Raw genomic sequence first — 21,171 nt, 5'->3', positions numbered from 1 at the left:
GGCGCCATGGGGGCGTTCGGCGGATCATTGGCCGAGCCAGGGCCGGGCCGAGAGCCGGCCAGTGCCCTCATCGTGTTGACCGCTCGCGGCAGGCAGTGCTGGGGTCGGCATATGGACAGCATCCCCGCCAACCGGCGGCTCTGGAACCGGATCAGCAGCGCCTACCAGCACGAGCGCGACCCGCACATCGGCGCCGCACCCCGGCTTTGGGGCATGTACTCCATCCCCGACGCGCACCTGCGCGCCCTGGGTGACGTCACCGGCAAGCGCGTCCTCGAACTCGGCTGCGGCGCGGGCCAGTGGTCCAGGGCGCTCGCCGCCGAAGGAGCCAGCGTGGTCGGCTTCGACCTGTCCGAAGCCCAACTCGCCGCAGCGGCCTGCGCGATGGGGGAGGTGCGATACCCGCTCGTGCAAGGCGCCGCCGAACAACTCCCCTTCGCCGCCGACAGCTTCGACCTGGTGTTCTGCGACTACGGCGGGCTCAGCTGGGCGCCCCCGCACCTGGCCGTCCCGCAGGCCGCACGCATCCTGCGCCGCGGTGGGCGCCTGGTGTTCAACGTCGCCAGCCCATGGTTCGAAGCCTGCTACGACGAAGCCGCAAGCCGTGTTACTACGACGCTGCAGCAGGACTACTTCGGGCTGAACACCATCGCCGAAGGCGAGGGCGCGACCAGCTATCAGCTCACGTACGGCGACTGGGTCAAGGTCCTGCGCGGCGCGGGTCTCATCATCGACGACCTCATCGAGCCGCGGCCCGAACTCGGAACACCCAACGGTTACAACGAAACGGACCCACCCGACTGGGCACACCGCTGGCCGGCGGAACTCCTCTGGGTAACCCACAAACCGTAAGTTCCGCCGCGCCGTGAACGCATCCCCTCCGGCATCCCCTTTGCCGCACCATGAGTGATGTTGCCGCCCACCCGAACTGGCCTCCCAGTCGGACTGACTTCGGAGGGGAACGGATGCATCGCTGGGGTCGGCCCCGGACAGGAGCCCGGACAGGCCGTGCGATGCTGGTGGCCGTCGGCCTCCTGATTGCCGGCGCGCTGCTGACCTGGTTCGCCGGAGTGCATGTCGGCTACGCCACGGGGCTGGCGGGTACGCCCGGTCATCTCCGGGTCGATGCATGCGCATGGGAACACAGCGGGGGTCACCGGTATCCGCAGTGCAGTGGCATCTTCCGTTCCTCCGACGGGACCGTCGTCGATCCCGGCGTCACGCTCGACAGCCGCCGGTCGATCGGCAGCACGGTCGCGCTGCAGCGCACGGCCTCCGGCGGCTACGTGGGGACAGGCGTCGCGGCCTCGTGCGGGTGGCTGGCACTGTCCCTGCTCGGCCTGATGGGCCTGCTCACCGGAATTCTCGCCCTCTACGGCAGGGCCGGTGTCCGTCGGGTACCCCGTGCGCCGCGGGTACTGCTCGGTTCGCTGGGCGCTGTGATGCTGCTCAGCGCGCTCATTGGTGGACTGGCGGGAGTGGCCGGGGCGTTCTGAGAGCGCGGGGCGTGCCGGTGGAGGCGAAAGCGGTGGGAGCAGCGGGAGCGGTGGGAGCGGCGGTTCGCCTGAGACCTAGGATCAGGTCGCCAACGAGCACATGAGGAAGAGAGCGGGCGATGAACAGCCGAGCGTGGAAGTGGGCGCTGGTTTCCGCCCCGGTGGTGCTGTCGGTCTCCGCCTGCATGGGATGGGGCGGCTACTCGCCTGCCAAGAACGTCCACGACTCGCAGCTCATAGGCACGTGGCACACCAGGGGCTGCGGTGCCACGTTGACCCTGCAGCCGAACGGATCGGCGTCCGCCACCGGCATCCCCACGGAGATGGACCTCAACGGCAAGGTCACGAAGAGGGTGAGTGCGGACGGCACGTGGGAGATCAGCGAGTCCGGCGCTGAGCAGCACCTCGATGTGACCCTGAGGGACGAGGAAACCCCGTTTGAACTCTACCGAGACAAGGGGCATTTGGTCGTAGGACTGACCGTGGGGGATCCCGACGACGCGAACTCGTGCATTCTGACGAGACACTCGAAGTCGACGGAGAGTTTCGTGGTGCGTCGGGTCAGTCAGACGTACGTGGCCATGGGTACGTAGTTCACGGTCGCCGTGCGGTGGCGGCTGAGCCAGGTCCCCGGACCATGCGGCTGGCCGCCGATGAGGATCACGCAAGCCCGCAGAGCCGAGCGGCCAAGATCAGGCTGGCGTTCCAGACGGTCGCGGCACCCAGCGCCGGGGCATCCGGCACGTGCGGCTCGGACGTCCCGGCGGTGGAGCGCCGTCGATGGAGCGCCGGCGGTGGGTCAGGCCGGGTCCTCGGCGTCCTGCGCGGAGGCCGCGAACGCCTCGGGGCCCTGCTCCGCCGCCGGGTCCATCCACATGACCTGCCAGCCGTGGCCGTCGAGGTCGAAGAAGCTGCGTGAGTACATGAAGCCGTAGTCCTCGGCGCCGTCCGCCTCGGTGCCGCCCGCCGCCAGCGCGGCGGCGCCGACCGCGTCCACCTCGTCGCGGGAGCCCACGCTGAAGGAGTACAGCGTGGGCGCGTGTGTGGTGGGGTCGGCCAGCGGCAGCTTCGAGAACTCCGCGAACTTCTCACGGGTGAGCAGCATGACGAAGGCGTGCTCGCCGACCGGCATGCAGGCGGCGGTCTCGTCGGTGAACAGCGGGTTGAACCCGAACCCGAGCTTGGCGAAGAACGCCTTGCTGCGCTCGAGGTCTGTCACGGGCATGTTCACGAACAGCATGCGGCCGGGGTGTGCGGGACTGGTCACGGTGGGTCTCCCGTCGATGGCGCGATGGCATACGCCTCGTGCGCGATGCGTGCGTCCTGGTGGACCGGCCCAGCCGGCGGAACTCATCGGTGGAGGTCGGCCGGTCCAGGGCTGTTCCAGGCGGTCCGGTCGAGCCATGTGCGGATGGCCTCCGCCGTGGTCCGGGCGTGGTCCTGGGCGAGGGAGAAGTGGTCGCCCGGGACGTCGAGCGGGGTGTGGGGCAGGGGCCACGTGGTGCGCCATTCGTCCGGGGCGGCGATCGCGGCCATGCCGGGAGTCGGGTCGGTGGCGCGGATCAGGAGGGTGGGCGTGGCGACCGGCCGCGGGGTCCAGCCGAGGAGCATGCGGGTGTACGCGCCCAGGGCCGCGACGCCCGCGTCCTCGTCGCCGGTGAAGTCGTGGCCGCCCAGGTGCGGGGCGATGGCGGCCGGGAGGGACAGCAGCCACTCCTTGTCGCTGTTGCCGTCGTCGATGACGTACGTGTCCAGCAGGACCTGCCCGGCGGGCGCGGCACCCATGGTCTCCAGCCGTTCGGTCACGGCGTGCGCCACGGCACCCCCGGTGCTCGCTCCGATGAGCACGAAGGGGCGGCCGCCCACCTGCTCCAGCACCGTCTCGGCGTGCGTGAGGGCGAGGGTTTCCAGGTCGGCCGGTACGGCGATGCCCGCGCCGATGCCGGGGTGCGGGAACTCCAGGACGTCCAACTCGCCCTCGAAACAGGCGTGGAAGCGGGCGAACTCCCCGCCAGGGGCCGCGAACGGCGGATTGGTGCCGGGGAAGAAGACGAGGACCGGGCCGTCACCGGGACCCGTTGCCCGCCGCAGCGGAGGAAGCGCGTGCCGTCTGCTCTCGGCCGCGTCGAAGGTCGGAGTCGCCCAGGACGCGGTGACCAGCATGTGCATCGCCTCCACCACCCGGCCCGCCTCGCACACGCGTCGGTAGAGGGAGGCGAGGGTCTGGGCGGGGCGGTGCGTCGGGGACGGGCCGAACTCCGGTGCGTTCGCGGGTAGTTCGTCGTGGAGCAGATCCAGCACGTGGTCGGCCAGGGCCTTGGCCGTCGGATGCTCGAACACCACGCCCGCGGGGAGTCTGAGGCGCAGGGCCGTGCTCAGGCGGTTGCGGATCTGCACCGCCATCAGGGAGTCGAAGCCCAGCTCGACGAAGGACCGACCGGCAGGGAGAGCGGCGGCGTCCTGGAAGCCGAGTACGGCCGCCACGTCGGTCTTCGTCAACTCGGCCAGGATGTCCGCGCGTCGAGTGGGTGGGGCCTCGGCCAGCAGCGTGCGCCATGCTCCCGGTTGCCCAGGCTGCTCCGGGCTGGGGCGTGTGCCGCTCTCAACCGAGGGCGTCGTGGGACGTACCAAGTCGTGCAGGAGAGGCGGCAGATGTGCTCCGGCGGCACGCAGGGCAGCCCGGTCAAGCAGGACCGGTGCCACCACGGGATCGCCCGCGTGGAGCGCCGCGTCGAACAGGGTCAGGCCCTGGCGCGCGGTGAGCGACCGAAATCCATCCCCCTTGGCCTGCAGCGTGCCGGCCATACCCCGTTCGGACTCCCACGGTCCCCACGCCAACGAAAGTGCGGGCAGACCCAGTTGGGTGCGGTGGTGGGCGAGGGCGTCCAGGAAGGAGTTCGCAGCCGCGTAGTTGCCCTGGCCCGCGCGGCCCAGCAGTCCGGACACCGAGGAGAACAGCACGAACGCCGACAGATCCAACTCCTTTGTCAGCTCGTGCAGATGCCAGGCCGCGTCCGCCTTCGGCCGCAACACCTTCGCCATCCGCTCGGGAGACAGTGCCGGGAGCACGCCGTCGTCCAGCACCCCGGCGGCATGCACGACCGCCGTCAGTGCGGGGTCACATCCATCGATGACCTCGGCCAGCGCGGCCCGGTTGGCCGCGTCGCAGGCCACGATGTGCACCTCGGCGCCCAACTCCTGCAGCGCATGCCGCAGCTCCTCCGCTCCCGGCGCCTGGATGCCGCGGCGTCCGGTCAGCAGCAGGTGCCGTACGCCGTGCGACGTGACCAGGTGGCGGGCGAGCTCCGCACCCAGGGCACCGGTACCGCCGGTGATCAGGACGGTGCCGTCGGGGCGGAACGTGTCGCCCTGATGATCTGCGCTCGCCAAAGCCGTCAGCCGGGGTACCTTCAACCTGCCGCGCACGATGGCGATGTGGGGCTCGTGGGTGGCCGCCGCCGCGGGGATTCGTCGCAGGGACTCGGGATGTCCGTCCACGTCGACCAGGACGATACGTCCCGGCAGCTCCGACTGGGCGGCACGCACCAGGCCCCCCACCGCCGCCCCGGCCAGGTCCGGCTCCGAGGCGGTTGCGTTCCGTGTCACGACCACCAGGCGCGAGCCCGCCATCTCCGGATCGTCCTGCCAGTCCTGCAGCGCGCGGAGCACTCTGTCGGTCAGCCGGTGCAGGGTGGTGAACGGGTCGGAGTCCGTCGAGTCGGCGCTACCGGCGGCCGTGATGACGACCGTGTCCGGCTCTGGCACGGCGGTCTCGAGCAGGCCGGCGAGCGCGTCGCGCAGGTTCAGATCGTCGTCCAGGAGGATCCAGCGCGCGGCGTCCGCGGCGGGCTCGTCCGCCACGGCGATCCACTCGGGGCGGAACAAGGCCCGTGACGCCAAGTCATCCTTTTCGGGCGGGAGTTCGCGGGTGATCAGGGAATCCACCCTGGCCACCGTGGAGCCCGACGCGTCTACGAGCGTCACCGTCGACTTGTCCGGTCCGCCCACGGTGATCCGCACCCGCGCCTCCGTGAGCCCCGCTCGGTGCACGTCTCCGTCTCGGTCTCCGTAGAGGCGGAATCCGTTCCACGTGAACGGCACCCGGACCGTTCCGGGCTCGGGCGCGGGGGCCGCCAGGAGGGCGGCGTGCAGGGCCGCGTCGAGCAAGGCCGGATGGATGCCGAAACGATCGGCGTTCGTCAACTCCGCCTCCGGCAGGCGGACTTCCGCGAACAGATCGTCACCGCGCCGCCACAGTGCCCGTACGCAGCGGAAGGCCGGCCCGTAGGCGAGTCCCGTGTCCGCGAGATCGTCGTAGGCGTGGGCGAGGTCGATCACGGTCGCGTCGTGCGGCGGCCAGGCCGTGTCGGGCGACGGAGGTGGGGGTGGAGGCGGCGCGGGGGCCGGGTCGAGCAGACCTGTGGCGTGACGGGTCCATGCGCTGTCGTCCTCCCCGTCCGGGCGGGCGTGGATGTCCACCGGGCGCCTACCCGAGTCGTCCGGCGCGCCGATGACGACCTGGAGGCGTACGTCCGCTGCCGGGGGCAGGGCCAGCGGGGCCAGGACCACCAACTCTTCCAGCCCGTCGCAGCCGACGTCCCGGCCCGCCCGAACGGCCAGTTCGGCGAAGACCGTCGAGGGTACGACGACCCTCCCGGCGACCACGTGATCGGCCAGCCAGGGGTGCGCCGCGGTGGCGAGCCGCCCGGCGAACACGGTGCGGTCGGTCTCCGGCACCGCGAACGCCGGGCCCAGCAGCGGATGGCCGTGGGTGGACGCCGTCCGGTCCGTCGGGCGCGGAGCCTTGAGCCAGTAGCGCTGCCGCTGGAAGGCGTACGTCGGCAGGTCCACCCGTCGCGCGCCGATGCCCCCGAACACGGCGGGCCAGTCGACGTGCGCCCCGTGCACATGGAGCCGGGCGACCGCGGACAGGAGCGCCTCCGGCTCGGGTTCGCCGCCGCGGGAGGAGGCGACGACGACGGCGTCGCCGTTCAGGCACTCTCCGGCGGCGGCCGTGAGACCGGCGCCCGGGCCCACCTCCAGGAACGCCGACACTCCCTGCTCCGCGAGGGAGCGCACCGCGTCGGCGAAGCGCACCGGGCGGCGGGCGTGGCGTACCCAGTACTCGGGGGAGCAGAGCTCGTGCTCCTGTGCCGGACGGCCCGTCACGGTGGAGACCACCGGGATGCGCGGCGCCCGGAAGGTCACCCCCTGCGCGACCCGTCGGAAGTCGTCCAGCATCGGCTCCACCAGCGGCGAGTGGAACGCGTGGCCGACGCGTAGTCGTACGGTCCTGCGGCCGCGCGCCTCGAACCCGGCCGCGATGGCGAGCACCGTCTCCCGTACGCCGGAGATCACCACCGAGCGCGGCCCGTTGACGGAGGCGATCGCCACTCGCTCGCCGGCGTTCTCGAGCACCGCGCGTACCGCGTCCTCCGTCGCGTGCAGGGCCACCATCGCGCCGCCGACGGGCAGTGCCTGCATCAACCGGCCGCGACCGGCGACGAGTTGAGCGGCGTCGGGCAGGTCCAGTACGCCGGCGGCGTGGGCCGCGGTCAGTTCTCCGACCGAGTGGCCGGCCAGGAAGGCGGGGTGTACGCCCCAGGACTCCAGCAGCCGGAACAGTGCCACCTCGAAGGCGAACAGGCCCGCCTGGGTGAAGTCCGTACGGTCGAGCAGAGCCGCCTCGGGCGAACCCGGCTCCGCGCACAGCACCTCCTCCAGCGGACGGTCGAGGTGTGCGTCGAGCTCCCGGCACACCTCGTCGAAGGCGGCGGCGAAGGCGGGGAACGCCGCACGCAACTCCGTTCCCATGCGCAGGCGTTGAGCGCCCTGGCCAGTGAACAGGAAGGCCGTGCGCAGGCCGGGGTCCGCGACGGCCCGCACCACGCCGGTCCCGTCGGCCGCCTCCGCCAAGGCGTGCAGCGCTGCCGTCATCCGTGTCCGGTCCCCGGGCGGCACCATCGCCCGATGGGGGAGAGGTGATCTCGACACGGCCAGGGAGAGTGCGATGCCGGCCGCCGGGAGGCCGGGATGGGCACTCAGATGGCCGGCGAGGCGGCGGGCCTGGGCGCGTAGGGCGCGCTCGTCGGCGCCGTGCAGCAGCCAGGGAGGCACCAGGGAACCGGAGCACGGTCGTGCGACCGCGCGCGGCTCCGGCTGCTCCGGCAGGTCCGGGAGTTCCGGCAGCACCGGTGGGTCTGGTGGCTCCTCCAGGATCACGTGTGCGTTCGTCCCGCCGATGCCGAAGGCGGACACCCCGGCCCGGCGTGGTCCGGCGTCGGTCGCCGGCCAGGGGCGGGACTCGGTCAGCAGCTCCACCTTGCCCGAGGACCAGTCGACATGAGGTGTGGGCGTCGGTGCGTGCAGGGTGCGGGGCAGCTCCCCGTGCCGCATGGCCTGCACCATCTTGATCACCCCGGCGACCCCGGCGGCCGCCTGGGTGTGACCGAGGTTGGACTTGACCGAGCCCAGCCACAGCGGCGGCCCGGTCTCCGGGCGTCCTTGGCCGTACGTGGCCAGCAAGGCGGTTGCCTCGATGGGGTCGCCGAGCGTGGTGCCCGTGCCGTGCGCCTCGACCACGTCCACATCGCCCGCCCGGAGGCCCGCGTCGCTCAACGCCTGCTCGATCAAGCGCTGTTGGGCCTGGCCGTTCGGGGCCGTGAGGCCGTTGGAGGCGCCGTCGGAGTTGACGGCGGAACCGCGCAGCACGGCCAGGACCGGGTGGCCGTGGCGGCGGGCGTCGGACAGGCGCTCCAGCAGGACGAGGCCGACGCCCTCGGCCCAGGCGGTGCCGTCCGCGGCGGCCGAGAACGACTTGCAGCGGCCGTCGGGCGCGAGGTTGCGCTGGCGGCTGAACGCCGTGAACGCCTTGGGCGTCGCCATCACGGTGACCCCGCCGGCCACGGCCAGCGAGCACTCGCCCGCGCGCAGCGCCCGCGCCGCCCAGTGCAGCGCCACCAGGGAGGAGGAGCAGGCGGTATCGAGCGTGATGGCGGGTCCGCGCAGGCCGTAGACGTAGGCGATGCGCCCGGAGGCCACGCTGCCGGTCGCCCCGAGGGCCAGGTGGGCCTCCAGGTCGTGCGGCTCGGTGAGGCGGAAGGAGTAGTCGCCGTGCATCAGGCCCACGAAGACGCCCGTGTCGCTGTCGCGCAGCGCGCTCGGCGCGAGGCCGGCCCGCTCCCACAGCTCCCACGAGGTCTCCAGCAGCAGCCGCTGCTGCGGGTCCATGGCCAGTGCCTCGCGCGGCGAGATCCCGAACAGGCCCGCGTCGAACTGCCCGGCCTGGTGCAGGAATCCGCCGCTGCGGGTGTACGACGTACCGACGCGGTCCGGATCCGGATCGTAGAGGGCGGCCAGGTCCCAACCGCGGTCGGCAGGGAACTCCGAGATCGCGTCCCGGCCCTCCGACACCAACTGCCACAGATCGTCGGGGGAGTTGACGTCGCCGGGGTAGCGGCAGGCCATCGAGACGATCACCACTGGATCGTCCGCGTCCGCGTCGGCACCCGCGTCCGCGTCAGAACCCGTTTCCGTCGTGGGGTGCTGCACGGCCTCGGCACCGGGGAGGAACAGGGTGTGGTGCAGGTGCCGTGCGAGTGCGGCCGGGGTCGGGTGGTCGAAGATCAGCGTCGAGGGCAGCCGCAGGCCGGTGGTCTCGCCGAGCCGGTCGGTCAGCGTGACGGCGCCGACGGAGGTGAGCCCCAGATCGGTGAACGGGCTGTCGCCGTCGAGTCGTTCGTACGGTTCGCCGCCGGAGACGGCGGCCGCCTCGGCGAGCACCGCCTCGCGCAGCGCCCGCTCCCGCCTGTCCGGGGGCAGGGACAGCAGCCGCCGCCGCAGGGAGTCTCCGCCGTCCGCCGCTGGACGTGGCTCCCCGTCCGCCCGGGTCACCACCGCATGCCGGGCGATCTTCCCGGACCCCGTGCGCGGCACGGCCGCGATCTCACGGATCGCTACGGGCACTTTGTACTCGGCCAGTTGGGCGCGGCACACTTCCAGGACCCGGCGCGGATCGACCCCCGCCGGGCCCGGAACGACGTAGGCGACCGGCACCTCGCCCAGGATTTCGTGCGGTACGCCCACCACCACCGCGTCCCGCACCCCGGGAGCGCCCAGCAGGACCTGTTCGATCTCCGTGGGGTGGATGTTCTCCCCACCGCGGATGATCAACTCGCTGACCCGGCCGGTCAGGACGAGATGACCGTGCTCGGCGCGCCGACCGAGGTCGCCGGTGCGGTACCAGCCACCTCGCAGCGCGGCCTCCGTGTCCGCGGGCCGGTTGTGGTAGCCGGTCATGAGGCTCGGGCCGCGGACCCAGATCTCGCCCTCGCCGCCGTCCGGCACGTCGTGGCCGCCGTCCGGCGCCTCGTGCCCGCCGTCCGTGATGTCGCCGGCGGACGCCGGATCGACGATGCGTACCTCCATGCCCGGGATGGGCGGCCCGCAAGAGCCGTCCAGGCGTGGTCCCTCAGGACGGTTCGCCGCGATCAGGCCGCAGGTCTCGGTGCTGCCGTAGGCATCGAGGAGCGGAGCCCCCAGCAGCGTCTCCACCGAGGCGCGCAGGGCCGGTCCGCCGGGCGCGCCCGCCACGATGCAGGTCCGCAGGCCCGGCGGGGGAGCGGACCCGTGGGCCGAGGCCGTCAGCTGGTGATAGGTGGCGGGGACGCCGGCCAGCAGCGTGTAGGGGCCGTCCAGGGCCGGGTGAGGGGAGTGCAGCTCCCGCAACAGGCCGTCCGGCGACAGGAGTTGGGCGGTGATCCGGGCGCTCGCGCCGACGGCGGTGACGCCCAGGACGGCGAGGGAGTGCGCGAAGCTGTGGAACAGGGGGAGGGGCCACAGCAGACGGTCGTGGGGCGAGAGGCCGAAGAGCGGGACGTAGCACGCGGCCGTCGACCAGAGCGCGGCGCGCTGCGTGGACAGCACGCCCTTGGGGCGGTGCGTGGTGCCCGACGTGTAGAGCATCCAGGCGGGCTCGTCGAGCCCGAGGTCGTCCGGCGGCGTCCCGATGGTCGGAGTGGTCTCGGCGGTGTCAGTGGGTTCGGTGGCCTCGGCTGTCCCGGTGGCGGCCGTGTGGAAGAGGACCGTGCCGGCCGGGGCGTCCGCGGCGACCGGGCCCGTACCCGTGAGCAGGACGCGTGGGCCGTCGGGGCCGAGGCCTTGCAGGCGTGCCAGGTGCGCGGGATCGGTGACGAGGACCGCGGCACCGCTGTCCTGGAGGAAGTGGGCGAGTTCGGCGTCGGAGGAGCGCGGGTTGAGCGGTACGCCGATCGCGCCTGCCCGGACGGCGGCCAGCAGGCTCTCCACCGTCTCCACACAGTTGCCCAGGCAGATCGCGACCCGGTCGCCGCGCCGCAGGCCCGTGCGGGCCAGGTACGCGGCCAGCCGCCCGGTTCGGCGCTCCAACTCCTGGTAGGTGACGGCACGTACGTCGTCCGCGAACGCGACACGGGACGGTGACGTCTGCGCGTGTGCCTTCAGCAGCTCCGGCAGCGGCCGGATCAGCTCGTCGTGCGTCATCATCCCGCCCCCTATGACGCCTGCCGCGAGACGGCGGTCGTCAATCTCTCTGCAGGCCAACGTGGTTGAGCCTACGGGGAGGGGGTTCGGGGAACCGAAGGATCCGGCCGCGCGCGTGGCGCGCCGGCCCGGCTCGTCCCGTAGGGGCAGACCGTCCGCGTACGGCCGGCTGCCCCTACGGGAGCCTCACTGGTGCTGAGGCTGCTGGGGTCCCGCCTGATGCTGAGCGGGGTGAGGCCCCGGCGGAACCTGGTCGTGGGGGAGCGGCGGCTGCGGCGCCTGGTGCTGCATCTGCAGCGCCGCCACGCGGGCCTCCGCCACGACGTCACCGCGCTCACGCAGCAGGCTCTCGTACACCGGCAGGTGATCGTTTCCGGGTGTCTCGGGTGTCACTGTCTCAGGTCCTCAATCATGTTGCGCGGGCATGTTGCGCGGGCCAATCCGGAAAATTCTGTCAGACGCGGCTGAGTCGCGCCGAGATGCCGTGACCGACCGCGAGATAAATCACTGCCGGCAGGCCGAAATTGAGGAGAATGCGAAAGCCTTCTGTGTCCATGGTGAAAATGTCCTGTGACCACCATGCCAGTGCGTTCGCCATGGAGTGCACAAATTCGACGAAAACGTTGTCCCGGTTCGCGTCGAGCAGGTAGAGGACGATCCACAGGCCCAGGAAGGCGGCCGCGATGTCGGCGACCGTCTGGATGAGCAGGCCGGTTCTGCGTCCGGCGGACTGGCGGTGTTCGTAGCGGCGGGCCGGTTCCGGGTGGGGGACGGGCTCGGGCGGGCGGTCGTAGGCCTGGTACCCGGGCCCGGGTTCGTAATTGCTCACGGGATTTCCAATCTGACGCGTCACTGTGCCTGTATGTCAGCGCGCGCGCCCCTCCGCCGTGTTACACGTTCCCCCGGGCATCCCCGAAATGGTCACTCGTTCTGCAAATTGCTCAAATACCGGAGCCGTATTCGTCGGCTGTTGTTCAGACGGCCGCGGGCCGTTCTGACGCCTCCTCCTCGATGCCCACGGTGGCGTCCTCGCCGCCCTTGCCGCGCAATGCGACCACGCTCAGCAGGCAGCAGGCCAGGGCGGCGACGCCGCAGACGACGTAGCCGATCGCGTAGCCGTTGCCGAGCGCCTCCAGGGCGAAGGGCACCGCGCCGCCCGGCGGGGACGACGGTGGGACCGAGTTGGAGGCGAGGGGACCGCCCTCCGCCGCCACCTGTCCCGCGGCCGCCTTGGCCTCGGCCGAGAGCCCGGACGCGGACAGCTTCGACGTGAACTCGTCCGCCGCGCGGCTCAGCGCGATCGCGCCGATGACCGCCGGGCCGAGCGTGAAGCCGAAGTCGCGCAGCAGGCTGGTGGAGGCGCTGGCCATGCCCGCGTAGTGGACCTCCACGGTGTTCACGGCGGTGGCCGTGATCGAGGAGACCGTCAGCGCGAAGCCGAGGCCGACCAGGCCGATCGGGACGATGAGCGAGGTCAGGGCGCGGTCGTGGACGGAGAGGGTGGCGGCGAGGAAGTCGCCCGCCGCCATCAGGCCCAGGCCGGTGCCGAGAACCCACCGCGGGCTCACCCTCTCGAGCAGCCGGGAGATCACCGGCATCAGCAGCAGCGCCCAGGCGTTGAGCAGGACGAAGGCGAACGATCCGCGCAGTGGGCTCTGGTGCTGGATCGGACCCAGCCGGATGCTGGTCGCGTACGCGGTACCGAGGTAGCTGAACATGCCGACCACCGCCACGAACGACGCCACCGCGAACGCCCGGTTCCTGAACAGGTCCAGCCGCAGCAGCGGTGCGGCGGCCCGGTGTTCGGCCACGACGAACAGGCCGATGAAGACGGCGGCGACGACATAGGCGATCACCACCGGTGTCGCGGTCCAGCCGTCCGCCGGGCCCTGGATGACCGCGTAGAGCAGGGCGAACATGCCGACGCCGATGGTGATCTGGCCCGCCAGGTCGAGTGAACGCCCCTGCGGGGCACTGGAGTTGTGGGCCAGCAGCTGGCTGAGCACCGTACTGAGCAGGGCCAGGCCCGTCACCACGACGAAGGCCCAGCGCCAGGAGCCGTAGGTGCCGGTGACACCGCCCAGCACCGGGGCCACGAAGCCGCCGCTGGACAGAGCCGCGGCCCAGATGGTGATGGTGCGGGCGCGGTCCCTGGCCGAGTGCGTGCCCGCGGCGATCATCGCGAGCGAGGTCGGGAACAGCGCCGCCGCGCCCAGGCCCGCGATGGCCTGACCCACCCAGAGCATGTGGATGCCGGTCGCGGCGGCCGCGAGCGCCTCGCCGACCACGAGCAGCCCGCCGCCGCCGACCAGCAGGCGTTTGCGGCCGAAGAGGTCGCCGAGCACACCGAAGGTCAGCTCCAGCACGGACACCGGCAGCAGGAACGCGTCCGAGATCCAGGTCAGTTGCGAGCCGACGGGGTGCAGGTCCTCCTGGAAGAGCCCGTTGAGGGTGGCCGGCATGGCCAGTGCGATCTGCGCGAGACAGACCGCGAAGCAGCCGGCCACCAGCGTGCCGACGGGCAGGCCGCCGGGCGGCGGGGTGACGGCGGTGGAATCCGGTTGGGTGCGCGCTTCTGTGGACACGTGGGTTCCCCTTTGAGCGGTTTTACGGGGGTGTGGCGGCGCCGGGAATCGCTGTGAATGTAGGGCAGTATTTCGGCGGCGGTCAATGACTTGCCCAACATCGGAATCCGGGCGGCCCGTGCCTCTTTCGCTCGTCTAGCCGATCTCGACCACCCGTGCCCAGGCGGGCGGGGTGTCCGGGACGTAGTCCGGGTCGTCCTCGTTCCAGCTCGGCTGCCGGGGGAACAGGCCCACCACCGTCCGGCACGCCGGCCGCGCGGCCGGCCACGGGGTCTGGCCGTCCGTGAGCACCACGACGACGTCGGGGCGCGTGCGCAACGCCTTCGCGAACCCCGTCCGCAGATCCGTGCCGCCACCGCCCATCAGCGGGATCCCCTCGGCACGGCACAACGGGTGCGCGATGCGGGCCGCCGCGTCGCACGGCACCACCGTGACCAGGTCGCGGCGGCCGCCCACGGCACGGGAGATCGCGGCGACCTCCAGCAGCGCGCTGCCCAGTTCGGCGTCGCTGACCGACCCGGACGTGTCGATGATCACCGACACCCGCGGCGGCCTGCGCCGCAGGCTCGGCAGGACGACACCGGGCAGCCCGGCCGCACGGCGCGAGGGCCGGCCATAGCTGTAGTCCTCCCCCGCGCCGGGAGCGGAGGCCGCCGAACGGACCGCCGCCCCGAGCAACTCCCGCCACGGCTGCGGCGGATGGAACGCCTCCTCCGCCCACCGGCGCCAGCCCTGCGGCGCGTCCCCCGGGCGGCCCCTGAGTCCTTGCGCCACCCGGAACCGCACCGCGTCCTGCTCCCGCCGGGTCAGACCGTGCGCACCGTCCGGGCCGAGATCCCAGCCCCGTTGCCGGCCGTCGGCGCCGCTGCCGCAGTCCAGCCAGGCCATGTCCTGCGTCCGCGCGCCGAGCGTGAACTGGCGTAGGTAGTCCTCCATCAGCTCACCCGCGGGCAGCCCCAACGCCGTCGGCCCGACCGCGCCTTCGGGTCGCACCAGACCGTCGCCGTAGATGTCGTCGTTGATCTCGCAGTCCGCGGCGATGTTCATCCGCAGCCGCTCGCCGTGGCCGGTCAGCCCGCGCTCCCGGGCCACCCGGTCGCTGCGCCCGTGATGGTCCCGCAGCAGGTGCGAGACCTCGTGCACCCACACGCCCGCCAGCTCCTCCACCGGCATCCGGTCCACGAACCCCGGCGAGACGTAGCACCGCCAGTGCCGGTCCACGGCCATCGTCGGCACCTGCCGCGACTCGACGACGTGCAGGGCGAAGAGCGCGGTCGCCAGGTAGGGGCGGGCCTGGGCGGCGTAGAGCCGGGCGGCGAAGAGTTTGTCGAGGTCGAGGGTGCCGGGTGTGTCTGGTGGAGGGGGTCCGGGTGCGGCCGGTGTCTCGGGGCCGGCTGGTGTCTTGGGCGCGGTCGAAGTCGCAGGCCCCGCCGGGGGCTTGGGTGCGGCTGAAGTCTGCGGTGCGGCAGGGGTCCTGGGCGTGGTTGAAGCCCCGGGTGCGGCCGGGGGCTCGGGCGCGGCCGAAGTCTTCTCTCCTGGCGGGGACTTGGGCGTGGTCGAAGTCTTGGCCGGTGTCTCCGGTCCGCTCGAAGTCTTGGGTGCGGCCGGTGTCCTGGTTCCGGTCGGCGTGGCAGGCGCGGCTGGTGCCTTGGGCCCCGTCGGCGTGTAAGGCGCGGCTGGTGTCTTGGTTCCGGTCGGCGTGTCAGGCACGGCTGGTGTCTTGGTTCCGGTCGGCGTGTCAGGCGCGGCTGGTGTCTTGGGCCCCGTCGGCGTGTCAGGCGCGGTGCACCTCGAGGTCTTCGTCGACGCCCGCGCCCGCCACGGCGGGCTGCTCGCGGCCGGTGTCTGTGGCCCCCGGGATGCTCCCGGCAGTTCCCCGCTCATCGGCGGCCCGCCTTCCCGGTGAGGGCGGCCCGTGCCCGGTCCGCGCGGCGGGACACCGAGACCACACCGGTCAGCCGTTCGATCGACGCCGGTACGTCCCAGTCCTCGCGGCGCAGCGTGGCGAGCGTGGTCGCGGGGACGACCACCAGGTCCGGCGCCCCGGTCTCCAGCGCACGGACCAGAAGGGCCCACGCCGCGTCCCAGCGGGACCGCTCCGGGCGGTTGCGGACGGCGGCCACCACCCCGTCGAGCACGGCCTGGCGCAGATCACCGCGTTCGGGCAGCTCGGCCTGGGCCGGGTCGGCGAGCAGCGTCTCGGGGTCGGGCAGGTCCAACCGGTCGATGCTGGTGAGCAGTTCGAGGCCGGGGCCGTCGCCCACGGTGCCCCGTACGAGCAGCGACAGTACATCCCGGGACGCCCCGGCCGCGGTCGCGAACGCGATCAGGCGCAGCGTCATCTCCCAGCTGCGCGGGGACGGCCAAGGCCCGCCCCGGCGGGTCTCGTTGGTGGGCAGCTGGTGTACGAGCTTGGGGCGCGCGGTCAGCAGCGCGCACACCGCGCGGCGGGCGAACTCCACCGCCTCCGGAAGCGTGTCGGGGGAGAGGCGGGGCATCGCGGCCCGGGGCCAGGTCCCGCCGAGACCGCGGACGACGACCTCGTGGTCATGGGTCCACTGCAGATGGACGAACCGGTTGGCCAGCGGCGGGCTCAGCTCCCAGCCGTCGGCCGCCGAGGACCGCGGATTGGCGGCGGCCACGATCCGCACCTCGGGCGGCAGCCGCAGAGCGCCGATCCGCCGTTCCAGCACGAGACGCAGCAGCGCGGCCTGCACCGCGGGCGGCGCGGTAGACAACTCGTCCAGGAACAGCAGGCCCCGCCCGGCCCGCACCAGCCGCACCGCCCAGTCCGGCGGAGCCATCGGCACCCCCTGTTCCGCCGGATCGTCCCCGACGACGGGCAGGCCCGAGAAGTCGGACGGCTCGTGCACGCTGGCGATCACCGTCGTCAGCGGAAGATCCAGGGACTCCGCGAGCTGTGTGAGGGCCGCGGTCTTGCCGATCCCCGGCTCACCCCACAACAGCACGGGCAGATCGGCGGCCACGGCCAGCGTCAGGGCCTCCAGCTGGTTGTCGGGGCGGGGTTCGGTGGCGGTGTCGCCCAGCAGGCTCAACAGCTGTGCTGCGACGTCGAGTTGGGTCGTGGGGACATGGGTGCGTGTAGGCATGGATGATCACCTTGAGTACGTAGGGGATGGGCAGCGTAGGGATGGCGCCAGGTCAGCGCAGCGAAGCGTGGCGCGGGTGTGCCAGATGGTCCTGGCTGCGCCGCAGGTCGCCGGGTCGAAGGCGGGCGGGCCCGCGGGCGGCGCCGATCAGGCCCGCCCGGAACAGGCCGTAGGCGATGCGCCGTTGCGCGGCCGCCTCCAGCTCGTCGCGCAGCGGGCCGTCGCGCAGATGCGCGCCGGGACCGAGCAGACCCTCGACGACGGCCAGCGCCCCGGCGATGTCACCGTGGTCCAGGCGTTCGCGCACCCCGGTGAGGCAGTCCGGCCGGCGGTGCGCCTCGTCGATCGCCTGAAGGCAGGGCAGGGGGGTGCCGGTGAGTTCGACCAGCAGCTCTTCCCGCCGGATCTCGGCCGGGTCGTGGTCCAGCGCCGCCAGCACGCCGTCGACCAGCCCGATCCGGTGCCGTGCGCCACGGCACTCCACCAGACACGGCTGACCTGGCCGTTCCGTGGAACGGGGCGCCTCGGAGTACGGCTCCCCGTCTCCTTCTGTGAGAGCCGCCGCGACCAGCGGATGCAGCCGGCCGGCGTCGATCGCGCCGGAGCGCAGCAGCTCCAGATCGGGCGCAACCCACGTCGCCGCATCGGGGAGAACCGGCAGTGCGGAACCGTGCCCGTGCGGGGACCTGGCACCGCCCGCGAGCCGTACGACGGAGGCTCGCCCCGCCGCCGGCATCTCCAGAACCAGCCGATGCCGGCCCCCGAGCCGTACGAGCACGGAACCGTCAGAGCCGCGCTGCCGCTCTTCGGCGTGCAGCAGAATCCCCGCCTCGGCGGCCCACCGGTCGAGCGCGCAGCGGTGCCCGTGCGGCACCCGAGCCAGCAACTCCTCTGCCAGCACTGGGGTGTTGGCGTCGTCCGGTCGGTCGGCGCCGGAGCGGGCCCGCAGCTCACCGGCTCTGCTCGCGTCCCACAGATGGCGGTGCAGGTCCATTCGGAACCGCGGGCTGGGACGCGGATGCGGGTGACGGCGGGCACCGTCCTCGAAGCCGGTCCCGTCCCACAGTGCGAGGCTGATCCGCTGCCCGCCGTCCGCCCAGGCCGGCGGCGTCCGGACGACGAGGTGCACCGGCCCCGGAGCGTCATGCCCCTCGGCGCCGTACCGGGCCAGAACGATGGTCAGCCCCGGGCGCAGCAGTCCGTCGGGGGCGATCCTCGGCAGGTGCCAGCGCAGCAGGTCGGGCGCCAACTGCCGTAGATCCGAACGCAGGTGAGTCACGAGTGCCTGGCCGTGGTCGCGGGCCACGGAACGCAGGTTCAGGTCGACGTCGACGCCCGCGGCGGCGCACGCACCCGCCCAGTCGCCCACGCTGCGGCGGGCGGTCGCGGTGTCGATCATGGAGGGCGGCACGGCGAACTCGCGCACGCGCAGCCAGAAGGAGAGGCGGGAATCGCCGTTCGCGGAGGGCGTGTGCATCAGCACTCACCTTGCGCGGACGGGACCCCCAATCTGACAGCAGAGTGAGTAGTCATCGCGGGGAGCGTACGTCCGCCGTGCCCGCACCGCCACACGTTTTCGCGCAGGTCGGATTCCCGGCGCGGAAGCCTTCCCCGGCGCCGGGCCGAGGTCACCCGCCCGGCACGCATGGTTGCCACGCCCGCCGCCGATCGCGCACGATCATTGCTCCGGCCCGGCACCCACAGGAGCTCTCTCGTGACGTACGACATCACCGCCATCCGCTCCCAGTTCCCCGCCCTCGCCGCCGGAACGGCGCACTTCGACGGCCCGGGCGGCACCCAGACCCCGCAGCCCGTCATCCGCGCCGTCGCGGACGCGATGTCCCGCCCGCTGTCGAACCGCGGACAGATCGCGCCGGGGGAGCGCCACGCTGATGCCATCGTCACCGGCGCCCGCCGGGCCATGGCCGACCTGCTGGGCGCGGACCCGGCCGGGATCGTCTTCGGGCGCAGCGCCACCCAGCTCACCTACGACTTCTCCCGCACCCTCGCCAAGACATGGCGGCCCGGCGACGAGGTGGTCGTCACGCGCCTGGACCACGACGCCAACATCCGCCCCTGGGTGCAGGCCGCCGAACAGGCCGGTGCGACCGTGCGCCGGGCCGACTTCGACCCCGCGACCGGGGAGCTGACGGCCGACGACATCCGCGCCGTGCTGTCCGAGCGCACCCGCCTGGTCGCCGTCACCGCCGCCTCCAACCTGATCGGCACGCGCCCCGCCGTGGCGGAGATCGCCCGCCTGGCACACGAGGCGGGAGCGCTCTGCCACGTCGACGGCGTCCACCATGCGGCCCACACGCTCGTCGACCTCGACGGCCTCGGCGCCGACTTCTTCGTCTGCTCCGCCTACAAGTTCCTCGGCCCTCACCACGGAGTCCTCGCCGCGCGGCCGGAGTTGCTGGAGACCCTGCGGCCGGACAAGCTCCTGCCGTCCACCGACGCCGTCCCCGAGCGCTTCGAACTGGGCACGCTGCCCTACGAGTTCCTCGCGGGCACCACGGCGGCGGTCGACTTCCTCGCCGGCCTCGACCCCAGCGCCGCGGGCACGCGGCGCGAGCGTCTGGCCGCGGCGTTCACGGCGCTCGAAGGGCACGAGGACACCCTGCGCACCCAGATCGACAAGGGCCTGTCCGCGCTCGACGGCATCACGATCCACTCCAGGGCGGCCGACCGCACCCCCACCCTGCTGCTCACGTTCGAGGACCGGTCCACGACGGACGCGTACGCCTTCCTCGCGGAACGCGGCGTCCACGCCCCGTCGGGCTCCTTCTACGCCCTGGAGGCCTCCCGCCACCTCGGCCTCGGCGACACCGGCGGGCTGCGCATCGGGCTCGCCCCCTACAACAACGCGGAGGACGTCGACCGGCTGCTGGCCGGACTGACGGAGTTCCTCACCGGCTGAGCACGGGCCGCACCAGCCCTCTACACCCGTGTGATTGACTACCGCCGTGCTGGACGAATCGTTCCTGCGGACCGTGGACCTGCCGGTGGGCGACCGGTTCGAGGCCTGGACCGAGCGCATGGGCCGCACCCACGCGCCCATGCACCTGGCCAGCGACCGCGCGGCGGACTACCACGGCGAACAGCGCATCCTCGGCCTCGGGGACGTGATCGTGTGGCCGGCGACCTTCGACCACCTGGTCTTCCGGCGCACCCCCGCACTCGTCCGGCAGTCCGACCCCGAGGCCTACCACCTCTCCCTGCTGCGCCAGGGGGAGGGGGCGGCCAGCTGGGGCCGGCAGCACATCGCGTACGGCATCGACGACTTCCACACCAACAGCTCCTCACGCTCGTACGAGATCTCCACCGGCCCCGACCCGGTCACCATGATCGGGATCGAGATACCGCGCTCGCTGGTGGCGCTGCCCGCGCAGCGCGCGGACCGGGTGATCGGGAGCCGGTTGTCCAGCCGTGCGGGCGTCGGCGCGCTGCTCGCGCAGTTCCTGATCCAGCTGGTCTCGGACACCGCGCCCTACCGGCCCTCGGACGGGCCCCGGCTGGGCACCGTCGTCGCCGATCTGGTGACCGCCGTCTTCGCCCACGCCCTGGACGCGGAGCGGCAGTTGCCGCCCGAGACACGCACCCGCACGCTGACCCTGCGCATCAAGGCGTTCATCCGCCGCCACCTCGGCGACCCGGAGCTGACCCCCGCCCGGATCGCCGCCGCGCATCACATCTCCCGCAGCTACCTGTACCGCCTCTTCCAGGCCGAGGGCACCACCGTCGGCTGCTACATCCGCGAGCAGCGGATGAAGAACGCCTGCCGCGACCTCGCCGACCCGGCCCTGCGCGCGCTGCCGATCCATGCCGTCGGCGCCCGGTGGGGCTTCCCGCGCGCCGCCGAGTTCACGCGCGCCTTCCGCACAGCGCAGGGCGTCCCGCCGAGCGAGTACCGCGAACGGTGCGGAGTCCTTCCCGAGTAGTTCCCGACCGGTGGCCCCCTTCCTCCGCGGTGGACTCGTCGCCAAGCGGCTGTGGACCGTACGCCAACGACACGAAGGTGACCTGCGGTGCATCCTTGGGATCTCCACGCGGGGAAGTAGGAGCGGACCGTGCGGGGCCAGGACCGCCGGGGAGTCCTGGCCCCGCCGTCGCGTTAGAGTGGGCTGTTGTTTGAACAGTCAAACGCATTGACCGCTTCCTGCGTCCGGATCGAGGCCGGTTCCCATGCACGTCGTCATCAGTGGTTCCTCAGGGTTGATCGGCGGCGCGCTCGCCGCCTCGCTGCTCGCCGACGGTCACCGGGTGACCCGGCTGGTGCGGCGCGAGCCGCGGGCGCGGGCCGACGGCAGTGTCGAGGCGCGGTGGGACCCGCGCGCGGGCACGGCGGACCCGGCCCTGCTCGACGGGGCGGACGCGGTGGTCGGGCTGGCCGGGGCCGGCGTCAGCGACCACCCGTGGACCGACACGTACAAGAGGGAGACCCGAGAGAGCCGGGTGCAC

The 21,171-nt window shown here is 72.6% G+C and carries 13 protein-coding genes; 6 read left to right on the top strand and 7 right to left on the bottom strand.

The features are described 5' to 3' along the window. Positions 1–111: 111 nt before the first annotated feature. From ACFU97_RS35135 to ACFU97_RS35125, 3 genes are all read left to right on the top strand, one after another. Complete coding sequence (locus ACFU97_RS35135) at positions 112–852, top strand: class I SAM-dependent methyltransferase (protein ID WP_384264682.1); 741 nt, start codon at positions 112–114, stop codon at positions 850–852. A gap of 161 nt (positions 853–1,013) precedes the next feature. After that, positions 1,014–1,496, top strand: a complete 483-nt coding sequence (locus ACFU97_RS35130; RefSeq protein WP_384264680.1) for a hypothetical protein — start codon at positions 1,014–1,016, stop codon at positions 1,494–1,496. Between the two features lie 119 nt (positions 1,497–1,615). Beyond that, positions 1,616–2,089: a hypothetical protein gene (locus ACFU97_RS35125; RefSeq protein WP_384264678.1), complete on the top strand. Its 474-nt coding sequence runs from the start codon at positions 1,616–1,618 to the stop codon at positions 2,087–2,089. A gap of 206 nt (positions 2,090–2,295) precedes the next feature. Here the strand turns inward: ACFU97_RS35125 and ACFU97_RS35120 are convergent, their stop codons facing one another. From ACFU97_RS35120 to ACFU97_RS35090, 7 genes are all read right to left on the bottom strand, one after another. Then, entirely contained in the window at positions 2,296–2,763 is a 468-nt protein-coding gene (locus ACFU97_RS35120; RefSeq protein WP_384264676.1) for a VOC family protein, read from the bottom strand. Between the two features lie 83 nt (positions 2,764–2,846). After that, complete coding sequence (locus ACFU97_RS35115; RefSeq protein ID WP_384264786.1) at positions 2,847–11,015, bottom strand: type I polyketide synthase; 8,169 nt, start codon at positions 11,013–11,015, stop codon at positions 2,847–2,849. A 454-nt stretch (positions 11,016–11,469) separates the two neighbouring features. After that, positions 11,470–11,844, bottom strand: a complete 375-nt coding sequence (locus ACFU97_RS35110) for a hypothetical protein (RefSeq protein ID WP_384264674.1) — start codon at positions 11,842–11,844, stop codon at positions 11,470–11,472. Positions 11,845–11,989: 145 nt separating this feature from the next. Beyond that, positions 11,990–13,600 carry an MFS transporter gene (locus tag ACFU97_RS35105; protein WP_384264672.1) on the bottom strand — a complete coding sequence of 537 codons (1,611 nt, stop codon included), beginning with the start codon at positions 13,598–13,600 and terminating at the stop codon, positions 11,990–11,992. A gap of 135 nt (positions 13,601–13,735) precedes the next feature. Further along, complete coding sequence (locus ACFU97_RS35100) at positions 13,736–15,310, bottom strand: VWA-like domain-containing protein (protein ID WP_384264670.1); 1,575 nt, start codon at positions 15,308–15,310, stop codon at positions 13,736–13,738. Between the two features lie 170 nt (positions 15,311–15,480). Beyond that, positions 15,481–16,710 (bottom strand): AAA family ATPase, encoded by a 1,230-nt coding sequence (locus ACFU97_RS35095; RefSeq protein WP_384264668.1) that lies wholly within the window; start codon positions 16,708–16,710, stop codon positions 15,481–15,483. A gap of 52 nt (positions 16,711–16,762) precedes the next feature. Next, complete coding sequence (locus ACFU97_RS35090; RefSeq protein WP_384264666.1) at positions 16,763–18,187, bottom strand: hypothetical protein; 1,425 nt, start codon at positions 18,185–18,187, stop codon at positions 16,763–16,765. Positions 18,188–18,424: 237 nt separating this feature from the next. Here ACFU97_RS35090 and ACFU97_RS35085 point away from each other — a divergent pair, with 237 nt between their 5' ends. The 3 genes from ACFU97_RS35085 to ACFU97_RS35075 all read left to right on the top strand — a co-directional run. Next, entirely contained in the window at positions 18,425–19,630 is a 1,206-nt protein-coding gene (locus ACFU97_RS35085; RefSeq protein WP_384264664.1) for a cysteine desulfurase-like protein, read from the top strand. Between the two features lie 46 nt (positions 19,631–19,676). Beyond that, entirely contained in the window at positions 19,677–20,651 is a 975-nt protein-coding gene (locus ACFU97_RS35080; protein WP_384264662.1) for a helix-turn-helix domain-containing protein, read from the top strand. A gap of 244 nt (positions 20,652–20,895) precedes the next feature. Next, positions 20,896–21,171 (top strand): NAD-dependent epimerase/dehydratase family protein (locus tag ACFU97_RS35075; RefSeq protein ID WP_384264660.1); only part of this gene is annotated, 276 nt, incomplete at its 3' end.

Origin of the sequence: Streptomyces sp. NPDC057616 (genome assembly GCF_042800575.1) — a bacterium.
In the GTDB taxonomy this organism is placed as follows: Bacteria; Actinomycetota; Actinomycetes; order Streptomycetales; family Streptomycetaceae; genus Streptomyces.
Note: the sequence above shows the minus strand (reverse complement) of the source record. Positions and strands in the feature narration are given on the sequence as shown.